Annotated in this window: 11 protein-coding genes; 7 read left to right on the forward strand and 4 right to left on the reverse strand. The window is 70.1% G+C overall.

The window, feature by feature from the left end; genetic code table 11:
- Window positions 1-25: 25 nt before the first annotated feature.
- The 4 genes from AC1Q7O_RS10535 (at window position 26) to AC1Q7O_RS10550 (ending at window position 7,718) form a co-directional block, all read left to right on the forward strand.
- Entirely contained in the window at window positions 26-2,200 is a 2,175-nt protein-coding gene (locus AC1Q7O_RS10535; RefSeq protein WP_492661608.1) for a malate synthase G, read from the forward strand.
- A 399-nt stretch (window positions 2,201-2,599) separates the two neighbouring features.
- The gene (locus AC1Q7O_RS10540) at window positions 2,600-5,653 is read left to right on the forward strand and encodes a TonB-dependent receptor domain-containing protein (RefSeq protein ID WP_492662696.1); all 3,054 of its coding nucleotides are present in this window, start codon (window positions 2,600-2,602) and stop codon (window positions 5,651-5,653) included.
- Window positions 5,654-5,722: 69 nt separating this feature from the next.
- A complete protein-coding gene (locus AC1Q7O_RS10545; protein ID WP_492661606.1) occupies window positions 5,723-6,457 on the forward strand; it encodes a 2OG-Fe(II) oxygenase in 735 nt (244 codons plus the stop codon).
- Between the two features lie 28 nt (window positions 6,458-6,485).
- Entirely contained in the window at window positions 6,486-7,718 is a 1,233-nt protein-coding gene (locus tag AC1Q7O_RS10550) for an NAD(P)/FAD-dependent oxidoreductase (RefSeq protein ID WP_492662697.1), read from the forward strand.
- Window positions 7,719-7,877: 159 nt separating this feature from the next.
- Here AC1Q7O_RS10550 and pcaF read toward each other — a convergent pair whose 3' ends face one another.
- Genes pcaF through AC1Q7O_RS10565 form a run of 3 tightly spaced genes read right to left on the reverse strand, consistent with a single transcriptional unit; the run spans window position 7,878 to window position 11,345 of the window.
- Entirely contained in the window at window positions 7,878-9,080 is a 1,203-nt protein-coding gene (gene pcaF, locus AC1Q7O_RS10555; RefSeq protein WP_492661604.1) for a 3-oxoadipyl-CoA thiolase, read from the reverse strand.
- A gap of 19 nt (window positions 9,081-9,099) precedes the next feature.
- A complete protein-coding gene (locus AC1Q7O_RS10560; protein ID WP_492661603.1) occupies window positions 9,100-10,551 on the reverse strand; it encodes a 3-hydroxyacyl-CoA dehydrogenase in 1,452 nt (483 codons plus the stop codon).
- A complete protein-coding gene (locus AC1Q7O_RS10565) occupies window positions 10,548-11,345 on the reverse strand; it encodes an enoyl-CoA hydratase-related protein (protein ID WP_492661602.1) in 798 nt (265 codons plus the stop codon). Before AC1Q7O_RS10565 ends, AC1Q7O_RS10560 begins: the two co-directional genes overlap by 4 nt.
- 387 nt (window positions 11,346-11,732) lie before the next feature.
- On the opposite strand from AC1Q7O_RS10565, the gene AC1Q7O_RS10570 reads away from it, so the two are divergent.
- From AC1Q7O_RS10570 to AC1Q7O_RS10580, 3 genes are all read left to right on the forward strand, one after another.
- On the forward strand, window positions 11,733-12,779 hold the full coding sequence (locus AC1Q7O_RS10570; RefSeq protein WP_492661601.1) for a sensor histidine kinase: 1,047 nt from the start codon (window positions 11,733-11,735) through the stop codon (window positions 12,777-12,779).
- Window positions 12,776-13,546: a LytR/AlgR family response regulator transcription factor gene (locus AC1Q7O_RS10575; protein WP_492661600.1), complete on the forward strand. Its 771-nt coding sequence runs from the start codon at window positions 12,776-12,778 to the stop codon at window positions 13,544-13,546. The genes AC1Q7O_RS10570 and AC1Q7O_RS10575 overlap by 4 nt, the downstream gene beginning before the upstream one ends.
- 116 nt (window positions 13,547-13,662) lie before the next feature.
- A complete protein-coding gene (locus tag AC1Q7O_RS10580) occupies window positions 13,663-15,384 on the forward strand; it encodes a M14 family metallopeptidase (protein ID WP_492661599.1) in 1,722 nt (573 codons plus the stop codon).
- Here the strand turns inward: AC1Q7O_RS10580 and AC1Q7O_RS10585 are convergent, their stop codons facing one another.
- Window positions 15,385-16,047 carry an alpha/beta hydrolase family protein gene (locus AC1Q7O_RS10585; protein ID WP_492661598.1) on the reverse strand — a complete coding sequence of 221 codons (663 nt, stop codon included), beginning with the start codon at window positions 16,045-16,047 and terminating at the stop codon, window positions 15,385-15,387. It abuts the gene before it with no gap.
- Window positions 16,048-16,236 lie beyond the last annotated feature (189 nt).

Consider the following 16,236-nt stretch of genomic DNA (forward strand, 5'->3'; position numbering starts at 1 on the left):
TCTTCGCCTTCCCAGGAGCTTGTCCATGTCCACCACCCGCACCCCTCTCCACCGCCTGCAGGTCGATGCCGACCTGGCCCGCTTCATCGACACCGAGGTGCTGCCCGGCACCGGCGTCGCGCCGGACGCGTTCTGGGCCGGCTTTAGCGCCATCGCGCATGACCTGGCCCCCAAGAACCGCGCGCTGCTGGCCGAGCGCGACCGCCTGCAGTCCGAGCTGGACGCCTGGCACGAGGCCCACCCCGGCCCCATCGCCAACATGCCGGCCTACCGCGCGCATCTGGAACGCATCGGCTACCTCGTCGAGCCGCCGGCGCAGGTGCAGGCGACGACGGCCAACGTCGACGCCGAGCTGGCCGTGCAGGCCGGCCCGCAGCTGGTGGTGCCCATCCTGAACGCGCGCTACGCGCTGAACGCAGCCAACGCGCGCTGGGGCTCGCTGTACGACGCGCTGTACGGCACCGACGCGATCTCCGAAGCCGACGGCGCGACGCGCGCCGGCGCCTACAACCCGGTGCGCGGCGCCAAGGTCATCGCCTTCGCCCGCCAGGTGCTGGACCAGGCCGCGCCGCTGGCCGCCGGCTCGCATGCCGACGCCACCGGCTACCGCGTCGAAGGCGGCCAGCTGGTCGTCACGCTGGCCTCCGGCGCGACGACCGGCCTGCAGGACCCTGCCGCCTTCGCCGGCTACCAGGGCTCGCCTGAAGCGCCCAGCAGCGTGCTGCTGGTGCACCACGGCCTGCACCTGGACATCCGCATCGACCGCAGCACGCCCATCGGCAAGACCGACCCGGCTGGCGTCGCCGACGTGGTGCTGGAGTCGGCGCTGTCGACCATCCTGGACCTGGAAGACTCCGTCGCCGCCGTCGACGCCGAGGACAAGCTGCTGGCCTACCGCAACTGGCTGGGCATCCAGCTCGGCACGCTGACGGAGGAGGTCGCCAAGGGCGGCACCACCTTCACGCGCCGCCTGAACGCGGACCGCGTCTACACGGCACCCGCCGGTGGCACGGTCACGCTGCATGGCCGCTCGCTGATGTTCGTGCGGAACGTGGGCCACCTGATGACCAACCCGGCCATCCTGCTGGACGACGGCAGCGAGATCCCCGAGGGCATCATGGACGCGGTCGTCACAACCACCATCGCGATGCATGACCTGAAGCGCCGTGGCAACAGCCGCACCGGCAGCGTCTACATCGTGAAGCCCAAGATGCACGGACCGGCTGAAGTGGCCTTCGCCGCCGAGCTGTTCACGCGCGTCGAGCAGTTGCTGGGCCTGCCCGACAGCACGGTCAAGCTGGGCATCATGGACGAGGAGCGCCGCACCTCGGTCAACCTGAAGGCGTGCATCGCTGCCGCGGCCAGCCGCGTGGCCTTCATCAACACCGGCTTCCTGGACCGCACCGGCGACGAGATGCACACCGCCATGCGCGCCGGCCCCATGCTGCGCAAGGGCGACATGAAGACGTCCAGCTGGATCACCGCCTACGAGCGCAGCAACGTGCTGACGGGTCTCGCCTGCGGCCTGCGCGGCCGCGCGCAGATCGGCAAGGGCATGTGGGCCATGCCCGACCTGATGGCCGAGATGCTGAAGGCAAAGATCGGCCACCCCAAGGCCGGCGCCAACACCGCCTGGGTGCCCTCGCCCACCGCCGCCACGCTGCATGCGCTGCACTACCACCAGGTCAGCGTGAGCGCCGTGCAGCAAGAGCTGGAGAAGGTGGACCTGGCCGCCGAGCGCGAGGCCATCCTGAACGCGCTGCTGACAATTCCCGTCGCGCCCCAGGCCGACTGGACGGCCGAGCAGCGCCAGCAGGAGCTGGACAACAACGTGCAGGGCATCCTCGGCTACGTCGTTCGCTGGGTGGACCAGGGCGTGGGCTGCTCCAAGGTGCCCGACATCAACGGCATCGGCCTGATGGAAGACCGCGCCACGCTGCGCATCAGCAGCCAGCACATCGCCAACTGGCTGCGCCACGGCGTCGTGACGGCGAGCCAGGTGCGCGAGACCTTCACCCGCATGGCCCAGGTGGTGGACGGCCAGAACGCCGGCGACCCGGCCTACCGGCCGCTGGCGGCCAACCCGCAGGGCGCGGCCATGCAGGCGGCGCTGGACCTGGTGTTCAAGGGCGAGGCACAACCCAGCGGATATACCGAACCGCTGCTCCACGCCTGGCGGCTGAAGGTCAAGGCGGGCTGAAACCGGTATTTCCTGCAAGCGGAGCCCAGCAATATGCCGAACCCGTCCAGCAATGAAATAGAAACCTGCGAAACGAGTTTGTGACAATTGCAGGGGCGTGCAGGGTAGCCCGCCCGACCGGACGGGCGCCCGGCAGCGGCTTGCGGGCGCGAGAAGCCTGGCTTCGTCGCGCATGCACAACAGACCAGCCCGAAAGTCATGCGTGACCTTAGGGACCCCGCGCTGACGTAAGTTGGCGTCGCCTCTCCCAAAACCGGCTGCGGCGGGAGAAGCCGCTAGTGCTAACCCGGGGCGGGCGGGGGGTGTCTTCCTTCACACTGCCCCCGCCTCGCCACTTCGGTGATCCTGATGTGGCGAGTATCGGTATTGCATTCAATACTCGCCCATCTTGGAGTCACTATGTTCAAACGAAATATTGTGAGCGCTGCGTCACTAGCGTGCCTTGCAACTCTGGCAATTCCGGCATTCGCCCAGCAGCAACAGACGCTGGAGCGTGTTGAAATCACCGGTAGCCGCCTCAAGAAACTGGATCTTGAAGCCGCCAGCCCCACCGTGACGATTACCGCCGCTGAATTGCAGGCCAATCAGGACGTCACGCTGGAAACCTTCCTGAACACGCTGCCGCAGGTCAATCCCGCCGGCACGACCAGTTCCAACAACCCCGGCAACGGCGGCCAGTCGAACATCGACCTGCGCGGCCTAGGCGCCAACCGCAACCTGGTGTTGATCGACGGCCGTCGCCCCATGGTGTCGGCGTCCAACCAGACGGTGGACATCAACACCATCCCGATGGCGATGGTGGAAAGCATCGAGATCATCTCCGGCGGCGCTGCAGCCGTGTACGGCGCCGACGCCGTGGCCGGTGTGGTCAACATCAAGCTGAAGAAGCGCTTCCAGGGCCTGGACCTGCGCGCCGGCTACTCCAACACCACCAAGGACCGTGACGCCCGCGAGCGCTCGTTCCAGGCGCTGCTGGGCGGCAATTTCGCCGACAACCGCGGCAATGCCGTCATCGGTCTCGAATACATGGATCGCCAGGCGATCTACAAGCGCCAGCGTGATTTCGCGGCGCTGGCCACCAGCACCACGACATCGTGGCCCGAAGGCCGTTTCGCCCCCAATTCCGCGAACCTGCCCTCGCAGGCCGTGGTCAATTCGCTGTATGCCGGCTACGGTTATACCGGCCCGCAGATTTCCAACGGCAGCGCCCATTCGTTCAATACCGACGGCACGCTGATCTACCCCGGCCTGTTCAATTCACCGCTGGACGTCGTCAACTGGAAATACCCGGTCGACGCGGGCGTCAATACCCGTTTCTTCCCGGACTTCTACAGCTACAACTTCGACCCGGCGAATATCCTGGTGCTGCCGCTGCAGCGCCGCTCGATCACCGCCAAGGCCAATTACCAGCTGAACAACGGCATCGAGATCTTCGGCAAGTTCTCGAACTCCAACTACAACTCCACCACCGCGCTGGCGCCGACGCCCGTGTCCGGCGGCGCTTGGCGCGCCCCCGGTCAGACGACGGCCGCGACCCAGATCGTCAGCCGGTTCATCACGCCAGGAACGAACCCCGCGAACAACAATAGGCCGTACGCAGGCACGACGCTGCTGGTCAGCCCGAACAACGTCTTCATTCCCGCGGATCTGAAGACGCTGCTGAACAGCCGCACGGGTGACGACATCAACCTCGTGGGCACCGGCGCCGCCGAGCCGTTCACGATGGCCTGGCGTACCGTCGCCGCGGGCCTGCGTACCAACACGTACACCAACGACGTGACGCAGTACCTGGCCGGCGCCAAGGGCGAGATCCTGAACACCGGCTGGAACTGGGAAGGTTCCGTCTCGCACGGCATCACCAAGATCGACCAGAACCAGCAAGGCAACATCAACGCTCAGAAGCTGGCCGACGCCTTCGGCGCCGACGACGGCGGCAAGAGCCTGTGCGCGGGCGGTGTGAACCCGTTCGGCCGCCAGCCGCTGTCGGCCGAGTGCGTGTCCTGGCTGCAGCTGCCCACGTCGCTGGCGCAGAAGTTCAAGCAGACCATCGGCCAGTTCTTCGTCAGCGGTGACATCACCGAACTGCCCGCCGGCCCCATGGGCCTGGTGGTCGGTCTGGAAACCCGCCGCTTCGACTACGAGCTGCAGCCGGGCGCGACCTCCGGCCCGATCTACGGCTTCAATTCGCAGTCGGCTGCCAAGGCGCGCAACAGCTTCGACGACCTCTTCGCCGAGCTGTCCATCCCGCTGGCGGCCAACACGGCCTGGGCCAAGTCCGCCAACCTGTCGCTGGCGTATCGCAGCTCCAGCAGCAAGGCGAGCGACTTCATCAAGAACCTGGAAACGCCCAAGACGCGCTCCAACGCGTTCGCCGCGAACCTGGACTGGAAGCCCACCAACGAACTGCGTGCCCGCGGCTCGCTGCAGCACTCGGTGCGCGCCCCGAACTTCGGCGAACTGTTCGACGGCGGTGGCGGCTTCCCCAGCTTCTTCGACCCCTGCTCGGTCAACAGCGTGGGCCGCACGACCGGCGCCGACGCCGCCAAGCTGGGCACGCTGTGCGCGGCCACCGGCGTCTCCAACCCGAGCTTCGTCGCCTCGCCGGGCGCCCAGGCCGAGACCAACTCGAACGGCAACATCAACCTGAAGCCGGAGTCGTCCAATTCCGCGACGCTGGGTCTGGTGTGGTCGCCGCGTGCGGACAGCATGTTCGGCGGCTTCCGTGCCACGGCCGACTACTACCGCATCAAGATCAAGGACGCCATCACGACGCCCGACGTCAACGAGTTCATCGCGGATTGCTACAACTACAACGGCCGCAACCCGTCGTACTCGGCAACCCAGACGAGCTGCGCGGCGATCTCGCGCTCGGGCAGCTCCATCCAGGGCGCGTATGACCCCATCGATCCGGACGGCAACTTCGCCGGCAGCAACGAAGGCAAGGTCGACACGTCGGGCATCGACCTGTCGCTGGGCTGGACCGGCAAGGTCGGCCCCGGCAAGCTGGACGTCCAGGGCTTCTGGACCCACCTGCTGAACTTCAAGTCCAAGACGACGTCGCTGCTGCCCTCGGTGGACTACGCCGGCACCATCGCCTACTTCGGCGCGGGTCTGGGCCAGACCTTCCCGACGGACAAGGTCACCATCAACACCAACTACAAGTGGAACAGCGTCGGCATCGACCTGCGCATGCGCTACATCGGCGCGATGACCAACCGCATGGCCAAGCTCTTCCCGGGCGAGGCGCTGACGGGTGTGCCTTCCACCGTGTACTGGGATCTGGGAGGCAGCTACGAGTTCACGAAGGGCATGACGGTTCGTGCCGGCGTGAACAACGTGCTGGACCAGAAGCCGCGCACCTACTCGCCGAACGTGCAGTCGGGCACCGACCCGTCCACGTATGACGTCGTGGGCCGCCGCTTCTTCGTCACGGCCAACATGACCTTCAACTAAAGTCCTCACGGGCTCCCGAAACGGCCGCAGCGATGCGGCCGTTTTTTTTGAACGCGAGGAAAGAAGACCGTGACGACCGACGACGCTGGCACGATGGCGCTGCTGGGCGATGCCGCCATCGACCTGGAGGCACACCGCCAGCGGCTGCGCACGGCCGGCCGCACACAGATCAGCCCCGCGCTGCGCGCCGGGGACGCGGCCGCCCTGCGCCTGGCCACCGAGCAGGCGCCGTTCCGGCTGTCGGTCAACAGCGGCGCCAAGAGCCTGGACCTGGCGCTGGACGAGCTCGCCACGCTGCAGCCCGAGCAGGCCGCGAAGTTCACCGCGCTGGTCCATGCCGGCGCCGCCGCGGGCTTCCAGTACTGCTTCGACACCTACCGGCTGTCCGACGAGGTGGACGCCGGCCGGCTGGCGGCCGGCCCGCTGGTCGACCTGTACCGCGCGCTGAACGCGCCAGCGTTCCTGGCCCGCTGCCGCCACCTGGCCGACGACGACGGCATCGCCTTCTGCGACGCGCAGGTCACGCGCTACCGGCCGGGGCACTTCCTGACGATGCACAACGACGACGTCGCCGGCAAGGGCCGCGTGATGGCCTTCGTGCTGAACCTCACCCCGAGCTGGCGCGCGGACTGGGGCGGCCTGCTGCTGTTCCACGGCGCCGACGCCAACGTCGACGGCGGCTTCACGCCGGCCTTCAACGCGCTGAACCTGTTCAAGATCCCCTGCGACCACTCGGTCAGCCTGGTGGCGCCGTTCGCGCCGCAGCCGCGCTACGCGGTGACGGGCTGGGCACGCCGAAAATAGCGCCCGCTCCATGAACCCCGCCCCTGGCATGCCCGATTCCACCGCCTCCCCGCCGACGCACTGCGGCGTCCTCGTCATCGGCGCCGGCCCCGCCGGCAGCGCCTGCGCCCGCGTGCTGGCGCAGGCCGGTGTGGACGTGCTGCTGGTGGACCAGCAGCCGCCCGGCCGCGACAAGACCTGCGGCGACGGCCTCATTCCCGACGCGCACAAGGCGCTGGCCCGGCTGGGCCTGCTGGAGCCGGTGATGCGGCTGGCCGAGCCCGTGTCGCACGTGGGCTGCATCGGCCCGCGCGGCGGGCGCATCGACGTGCCCGGCACGCTGGCCGTGCTGCCGCGCAAGCAACTGGACGCGCTGCTGCTGCAGGCGGCCCGCGACGCCGGCGCGCGCTTCGAGCAGGCGCGCTTCGAGGCGCCGCTGGAGGACGCGGGCCGCGTCGTCGGCGCGCGGCTCAGGCAGGGCGACGCGGTCGTCGACGTGCGCACGCCGTGGGTGGTGCTGGCCACCGGCGCGGTGCCCAAGGCGCTGACGGCCGCCGGCATGTGCGAGCGCCACACGCCCAGCGGCGTGGCGCTGCGCGGCTACGTGAAGGCGCCGGCGATGGTCGGCAGGATCACGGCGCTGGAAGTCGTCTGGGACAAGGCGCTGCGGCCGGGCTATGGCTGGATCTTCCCGGCGCCGGACGGCCACTTCAACATCGGCGTGGGCGTGACCAACTCGCACCGCGACGACGACGGCAAGGGCCGCAAGCGGGACGTCAACCTGCGCGCCATCTTCGACGCCTTCGTCGAGAAGTACGCCCCCGCCGCCGAGCTGATGCGCGTGGGCGAGAAGGTGGGCGAAGGGGAGCAGTGGCTGAAGGGCGCGCCGCTGCGGTTCACGCTGGCCGGCGCGCGCTGGACGCGGCCCGGCCTGCTCGTGACCGGCGAGGCGGCCGGGTCCACCTACTCCTTCACCGGCGAGGGCATCGGCAAGGCGATGGAGACCGGCATGCTCGCGGCCGACGCGCTGCTGGCGCACGGTGCGGACGACACCGCCGCACGGCAGCTCTACGAGGCGGGGCTGACGGCGCTCAAGCCCAAGTTCAAGCTGTACGAGGCCGCCAACCGCGTCAACGACCATCCCTGGCTGGCAGACCTGGTGATCTGGCGCGCCAAGAAAAGCGCCCGCGTGCGGCGGCGCCTGATGGGCGTGCTCAACGAGACCAGCAACCCGGGCAACCTGGTCAGCCTCAAGGGCATCAGCCGCTTGTTCTTCGAGTGAACAACGCCCCTCGCCCAGTCTGGCCCGGCTGAACGCCGGCCAGCCCGGGCGGTCCCCCGAGGGGACGGCGATGCTCGCGGCATTGAGCCGCTCGCACATCGCCCCACGCGGGCCGGCTTGGGAGCGGCCCGGCGCTCGGCCCGCAAAACATCACTCAGGCTAAACGCGTTCAATCACGAGCGCGATGCCTTGCCCGACGCCGATGCACATCGTGCACAGCGCATAGCGGCCGCCGCTCACTTCCAGCTGGTTCACAGCCGTCGTGACGAGGCGCGCGCCGCTGGCGCCCAGCGGGTGGCCCAGCGCGATGGCGCCGCCGTTGGGGTTCACGCGGGCGTCGTCGTCGGCCAGGCCCAGGTCGCGCAGCACGGCCAGGCCTTGCGCGGCGAAGGCCTCGTTCAGCTCGATGACGTCCATCTGCGCGAGCGTCAGGCCGGTCAGCGCCAGCACCTTGCGCGTGGCCGGCGCCGGGCCGATGCCCATGATGCGCGGCGCCACGCCGGCCGTGGCCATGCCCACCACGCGGGCGCGCGGCGTGAGGCCATGGCGCGCGGCTTGCGCTTCGCTGGCCAGCAGCAGCGCGCAGGCGCCGTCGTTGACGCCGCTGGCGTTGCCAGCCGTCACGCTGCCGTCGGGCGTCACGACGCCCTTGAGCTTGGCCAGCGCCGCCAGGCTGGTCTCGCGCGGGTGTTCGTCCAGCGTCACGCGCAGTGGGTCGCCCTTCTTCTGCGGCACGTCCACCGGCACGATCTCGCGCTCGAAGAAGCCGCGCTGCTGGGCGGCCAGCGCCTTGGTCTGCGAGGCCAGCGCCATGCGGTCTTGCGCCTCACGCTCGATGCCGAAATCGCGCGCCACGTTCTCGGCCGTCTCGGGCATCGCGTCCACACCGTAGGCCGCCTTCATCGCCTTGTTGACGAAGCGCCAGCCGATGGTGGTGTCGTAGATCGCGTTGCTGCGGCTGAACGCCGACTCGGCCTTGGGCATCACGAACGGCGCGCGGCTCATGCTCTCCACGCCGCCGGCGATCAGCAGGCCGGCCTCGCCGGCGCGGATGGCGCGCGCGGCGCTGCCCACGGCGTCCAGGCCCGAGCCGCACAGGCGGTTAATGGTGGCGCCGGGCACGTCGATGGGCAGCCCGGCCAGCAGCGCCGCCATGCGGGCGACGTTGCGGTTGTCCTCGCCGGCCTGGTTGGCGCAGCCGTAGAGGACGTCTTCCACCGCCGCCCAGTCGACGCCGGCGTTGCGCGCCATCAGCGCCTTGATCGGCAGCGCGGCGAGGTCATCGGTGCGGATGCTGGACAGCGCGCCGCCGTAGCGGCCGAACGGGGTGCGGATGGCGTCGCAGATGAAGGCGTGGGTCATTGTGCAAGTCCTGAGCAGGTCACGACGTGGTGAGGCGGAGGTAAGGGCTCACGCGGTAGCGTTCGCCGCGGTGGTAGGCGTCCAGCCGGTCGAGCAACGCGACGATGGCTGCCGCGCCCCAGCGCCCTTGCCACTCGAAAGGACCGGCGGGGTAGTTCACGCCCAGCTTCATCGCGGCGTCGGCGCCCTCCTCGCTGCACACGCCCTGCTGCACGGCATCGTTGGCTTCGTTCACGAGCATGGCGATGGTGCGAGCCACGATGAGGCCCGGCACGTCCACCATCTCCACCGGCTGGAAGCCCGCGGCGGCGAGCCAGGCCACCGGCGCGTTGAAGTCGCCCGACGTGGCATAGGCCAGGTGCGCGGGCTCGCCCAGCGGCAGGTCGAACACCACCACAGGCGCCTGCAGGTCGCGCTCGGCCGCGATCTCGCGCGCGGTGCGGCCGTCGGTCAGGCGGATCTGCGCGCGGTCGGCCTCCATGCCCACCCAGTCGCTGAGCGTCTGGCGCTCGGCCTGCGGGAAGGCGGCCGCGAAGCGGTCGGCCACGAAGCCCTGGCCGTGCACCACCAGGCGCTGCGCCGTGGGCACGGGGTAGCTGTAGGCGGGCAAGGCCGGCGCGCCGTCGGGGTAGCGGTAGAACCCCCGGCCGCTCTTTCGCCCGAGGTAGCCCGCGTCCACCAGCTCCTGCTGCACGAGCGACGGCGTGAAGCGCCGGTCGAAGAAGTTGGCCGCGAACACCGAGTTCGTCACCGCGAAGTTGGTGTCGTGCCCGATCAGGTCCATCAGCTCGCAAGGCCCCATGCGGAAGCCCGCGGCGCGCAGGCAGGCGTCGATCATCTCGGGCGTGGCGACATGGTCCTGCAGCAGCATCAGCGCCTCTGCGTAGTAGGGGCGGGCGATGCGGTTGACGATGAAGCCCGGCGTGGAGCGGGTGTGCACGGGCGTCTTGCCCCAGCGCGCGGCCAGCGTGGCGATGGCCTGCGCCACGTGCGAATCGGTGTCCAGCCCCGACACCACCTCCACCAGCTTCATCAACGGCACCGGATTGAAGAAGTGCATCCCCACCAGACGCTCGGGCCGCTTCATGCCGCGCGCCAGCGCCGTCACGGAAATGGACGAGGTGTTGGTGGCGATGACCGCGTCGTCGGCCAGCAGCGCCTCCAGCTCGGCGAACAGCGCGCGCTTGACGTCCAGGTTCTCGACGATGGCCTCGATGACGAGGTCGGCCGGCTGCAGCGCGGCCACCGGCGTGATGCGGGCCAGCGTGGCCTGCACGGCGTCGGCGGTCAGCTTGCCCTTGGCGGCCAGGCCTTCGAGCGTGGTGACGAGCTTGGCCTTGGCCGCATCAGCCGCGCCGTCGCGGGTATCGAACAGCAGCACGTCGTGACCGGCCTGGGCGGCGACCTGCGCAATACCGGCGCCCATCAGGCCGGCGCCGACGACGAGGAGGCGGGCGTTGTCGAGGTTCATTCGGGAGCGTTCCAGTTCGGGGGGCGTTTGCCCAGGAAGGCGGCAAAGCCCTCGCGAGCCTCGGGCGTCGTGCGCACGCGGGCAATGGTCTGTGCCGTCAGCTCGCGCACGTCAGCGGTCACGGGGCCGGGCGCCAGGCGCGCGTAGAGCTGCTTGATTTCCGCTTGAGCTTGAGGCCCGCAGGCCAGCAGGTCGGTCACGCAGGCGTCGACGGCGGCGTCCAGCCCGTCGGCCGGCACCACGCGCTGCACCAGGCCCACGCGCAGCGCCTCGGCGGCGTCGATGCGGCTGGCGGTGAGGGCCAGCCGCCGCGCCTCGCGCAGCCCCACCGCGTTAACGAGGTGCGGCCCGATGACGGCGGGCAGGATGCCCATGCGGGCCTCGCTGACCGAGAAGCTCGCAGCCTCGGACGCGACGGCCAGGTCGCACGCGGCCACCAGCCCCACGCCGCCGCCCAACGCGGCGCCCTGTACGCGGGCCAGCGTCGGTTTGGGGCAGTCGGCGATGCGCGCCAGCATGGCCGAGAAGCGGCGCGCGTCGGCGAGGTTGTCGTCCTGCGACGCGGCCGCGGCACGCTGCATCCACTGCAGGTCGGCCCCGGCGCTGAAGTGCTTGCCGGCGCCGGCCAGCACGATGACGCGCACGCCGGCGTCCGCGCCCAGCAGCGCGAAGGCCGCGTCCAGCTCGGCGATCAGCACCTCGTCAAAGGCGTTGAACACGGCCGGCCGGTTCATCGTCAGCACAGCCACGCCGCGGGCACGGCGATCAAGATCAAGCGCAGTCCAGGAAGGCATGGACCGGCATTCTGCATCTTTCCCGACCGATCGGTCGAATAAGGAGGGTCTGCAAAACCCCTGCGGGCCGCGGCGAGGTCTTTGCCGGATGCAGGGCAAGGCGCGGACCGCCGCCCAGGCTCGTGCCTGGGCAAGGTTCGCAACGCCGCCCCGCGCCGGCAAAGCCACGCCCCTGCGGGTTTGCGACAGCACCGGCCCGCGCGGGTGTTGCGCCGTTCGCTGGGGCGGCCAGCCCCAGCTTCGCGACACGCCTACTCGCGGGCCGGTGCTGTCGCAAACGCGGCCCACAGGGGTTTTGCAGACCCTCCTTGACCATTCAAGCCTCCCGACCTGCCATTCGCCGCAGCCCGGCACGGCTGGCGCCGGCCCCCTCCTAGACTGCGCGCCATGCCCGAGCCCTCCGCCCTGCGCCGCTGGATCTGCACCGACTGGTCGCAGTGGCTGTACCCCGGCCCGCGCCGTGTCTTCACGGCCGACGAGATGGCCAGCGCCGGCGGCCAGCCCTGGCCAAACGGCATCGACCAGTACGCCTACGTCAACCTCATCCTGCTGCTGGCCGTCTATGCCGGCCACCGCGGCGGCTGGGTCTGGCCACTGGCGCTGGGTGCGGGCTGGGCCACGCTGGCCGTGGCGCGCTGGCTGTGGCGGGCGCCGACGCGCCGGCGGCTCAACATCGCCTGCTACGGCGCCTGCATCGCCCTGTTCATCGCCGCCGTGCTGACCGTGCGATACGGCCTGCGCGAGCAGCTGGAGGCCCGCCTGCCGCTGTTGCTGGCCGTGCTGACAGCGGTGCTGTCCGGCTGGTGGATCCTGACGCTGTACCGCGTCGAGCAGATCGAGGCACGGCTGCGCGAGCTGGCCGACCGCGACGCGGCGCTGCGCCTGTCAACGCGGCTGGCGGCGGCGCAGATCCAGCCGCACTTCCTGTTCAACACGCTGGCCTCGCTGCAGCACTGGGTGGACACCGGCGACACCCGCGCCGCGCCGCTGCTGCGCGACTTCACGGCCTATCTGCGCGCCACGCTGCCGATGTTCGAGCGCGAGCTGCAGCCTTTTGCCCACGAAATCGAGATGGTGCGGCGCTACCTGGCCATCATGCAGGCCCGCCTCGGCGCGCGCCTCACGTACGACATCGACGTGCCCGACGACGCGGTGGCCGAGCTGCCGCCCGGCATCGTGCTGACGCTGGTGGAGAACGCCATCGCCCACGGCATCGAGCCACAGCTGCGCGGCGGCCATGTCGGCATCGCCGCCCGGCTGCACGACGGCCGCCTGCGGCTGACCGTGCGCGACGACGGCCCCGGCCTGGCGCCCGGCTGGGCCGAGGGCGTGGGCCTGGCCAACACGCGCCGCCGCCTGCTGCACGCCCACCCCGCCGCGACGCTGACGCTGGCGGACGCCCACCCCGGCTGCCTCGCGACACTGACGCTATGACTTCCACGACCACCGCCCTCATCGCCGACGACGAGGAAGCCCCGCGCGAACAGCTGCGCGCCGCGCTCACGCGGCTGTGGCCCGAGCTGAGCCTGGTGGCGGCCAGCGTCAACGGCGTGGACGCCTGGGACGACTGCCTGGCCCACGAGCCGGCCATCGCCTTCCTGGACATCCGCATGCCGGGCCTGACTGGCCTGGAGGTGGCGCGCCGGCTGGCGGCGCTGGCCGCGCCGCCGCTGATCGTCTTCGTGACGGCGTTCGACGACCACGCGCTGGCCGCCTTCGACGCCGGTGCGGTCGACTACGTGCTCAAGCCGGTGGACGACGAGCGCCTGGCGCAGACGCTGGCCCGGCTGCGCGCACGGCTGGCCCAGCCCGCGCCCGACACGGCGGCCTTGCAACGCCTGCTGGCGAGCCTGCCGGCGCTGCAGCCCGCGCGGCCCAACAACCGCCCCATCCAGGCCAGCATCGGCCGCGAGGTGCAGTTGATCCCGCCCGACGAGATCCTCTACTTCGAGGCCGATGCGCGCTACACCCGCGTCGTGCACCAGGGCGGCGAGGCGCTGATCCGCACGCCGCTGCGCGAGCTGCTGACGCAGCTGGACCCCGACCAGTTCTGGCAGATCCACCGCTCGGTGCTGGTCAACAGCCGCTGCATCGCGCGCGCCATCCGCGTGGACGAGGGCACGATGGTCGTCACGCTGCGCGGCCGCGACGAGCGGCTGCCGGTGTCGCGCCAGTTCCAGGCCCTCTTCAAAGGCCAGTAGATATTCCAGGCCTGGGGCAAACCCTGCCATGTCCGCGGGGTGCAGTTCGGAGAATCCGCGCCACCGACAAGGTCCCCCCAAACAGTAGGGAGGGGCCGCCACCCGAGAAGGCCTCCATGCCCAGCGCCCTGCCCAGCCCCCGCTTCGACCACTTCTACCGCTACGACGAGCTCACCGCGCTGCTGTTCGCCTACGCGGAGGCGCGCCCCAACCTCGTATCGGTGCGCTCCATCGGCAAGAGCTACGAGGGCCGTGACATCTGGGTCGTCGTCGTCACCAACCTGGCCAGCGGCATGGACATCGACAAGCCCGCGCTGTGGGTGGACGGCAACATCCACGCGGCCGAGCTGACGGCGTCCACGACCTGCCTGTACTACCTGCACCAACTGCTGACGCAGCACGGCGGCACGTCGGCCGAGGCAGCCCAGGTCAACCGCCTGCTGGACACGCGCACGCTCTACCTCGTGCCGCGCCTGAACCCCGATGGCGCCGAGCTGGCGCTGGCCGACCGGCCGCGTCATATCCGCAGCTCCACGCGCGCCTACCCCTACACCGAGGAACCGGTCGACGGCCTGACCGTGGAGGACGTGGACGGCGACGGCCGCATCCTGACCATGCGCGTGCCCGACCCGCACGGCGGCTACAAGAAGCACGCCGGCGACCCGCGCCTGATGGTGCCGCGCGAACCCGGCGAGCATGGCGGCGAGTACTACCGCCTGATCCCCGAGGGTTTCATCAAGAACCACGACGGCCTGACCGTGAAGGTCAACGCGGACCGCGAGGGGCTGGACCTGAACCGCAACTTCCCCGGCGAGTGGCGCCAGGAGTTCCAGCAACTGGGCGCCGGCCCCTACCCCACCAGCGAGCCCGAGGTGCGGGCGATGGTGGAGTTCATCACGGGTCATCCCAACATCGGCGCGGCGCTGAGCTTCCACACGCACAGCGGCGTCATCCTGCGCCCCTGCGGCACGCGCAGCGACAAGGACATGACGCCCGAGGACCTGTGGCTGTTCCAGCAGTTCTCGGCGCTCGGCGAGAAGCACACCGGCTACCCCGCCATCAGCATCTACGAGGACTTCCGCTACCACCCCAAGGACGTCATCACCGGCACGCAGGACTGGGTCTACGAGCACCTGGGCGCGCTGTTCTGGGTCGTCGAGCTGTGGTCGCCGAAGAAGGAAGCCGGCGTGGACGACAGCGCCGGCTGGATCGACTGGTACCGCAGCCACCCGGTGGAGGACGACCTCCAACTCCTGAGGTGGAGCGACGAGCAGTGCGGCGGCCAGGCGCACGTGGACTGGACACCGTTCCAGCACCCGCAGCTGGGCGTCGTGGAAATCGGCGGCTGGGACAAGATGAACTACTGGCGCAACCCGCCGCCCGCACTGCGCGAGCGCGAGGCGGCGCGCTTCCCGGCGTGGATGACGCAGATCGCGATGAGCCTGCCCAAGCTGGAGCTGATCCGCACCGAGGTGCGGGCGCTGGGCCCCGACATGTGGCGCGTGCGCCTGGCGGTGGCCAACGCCGGCTACCTGCCGGCCTACGTGACGCAGCGCGCGCTGGAGCGCAAGACCGTGCGCGGCGTCATGTTCGAGATCCACATGCCGTCGGGCGACCCCGGCATCAGCCTGGTCAGCGGCAAGGAGCGCATGGAAGGTCCGCAGCTCGAAGGCCACGGCCCCCAGCAGAGCCAGCTCGCCTTCCTCGCCAACCGCCAGGCCACCGGCGACCGCGCGGTGGCCGAGTGGGTGGTGCGCGCGCCGGTCGGCACGCGGCTGGCACTCAGCGCCAGCGCCGAGCGCGCCGGCGTGGTCCGGACCGAGATCGTGCTGGACTGATCAGCCCACGGGCCGCTCGTTCTCCTGGGCGGCAATGAGCGCCTCGCGCCACAGCCGCGCGGGGATGAAGGTGCGCAGCTGCTCCATGGCCTTGGCGATCAGCGCCGGGTGCAGGCCGTGGTCCAGGTGCGGCAGCAGGTCGGCCGTCACGTCGGCGCCCAGGTCCACCAGCGCCTGGGCCGCGTCGACGACGTGCCGGTACGGGAAGCGCTGGTCTTCCAGCCCATGCACCAGGTGCACGCAGACGTCCTGCGGCGCGTGCTCGGGCCGCGACAGGTAGCCGCCCGCCAACGCCAGCACGCGGCCCACCAGTTCGGGCTGCGCCTGCACCGCCTCCAGCGCCAGCAGCGCGCCGTCGCCCACGCCGGCCAGCGCCACGCGCTGCCAGGGCAGGTCCAGCCTGGCGGCTTCCAGCCGCAGGCGCTCCAGCAGGTGCGGCAACGCGGCCGCCACGCCGTCGGGGCTGGGCGCGTCGCCGGTCCACCAGCGGCAACGGCCCTCGTCATCACGCAGCGGCGGGTGCAGGTTCAGCGTCACGGCATGCGGGTACTGCGCCTGCAACGCGGCGGCCAGCGGCGCGAGGGTGTCGGGGCCATCGGGGGCGATGCCGCTGTCGGGCAGCAGCGCGAACAGCAGGTCGGGGGCGGCGTCGGGCGTATTCATGCCGTCATTTTCGACGGTATGGTGAATTTTTCCAAACCAGTAAGAAATCGCCGAAACCCGTTGAAAGGTGTTTGTCACCCCCGTAAGAAATATCGGTGACGAGATATACCGACGGCACCTTCAAAGTGCATGCATTCGCCCGGCCTATTTGCCGTATTTCCAGCGCGCGAAGGTTTGTGTTTATTTTCA

It is taken from the genome of Roseateles sp. GW823-FHT07B05 (genome assembly GCF_058794515.1).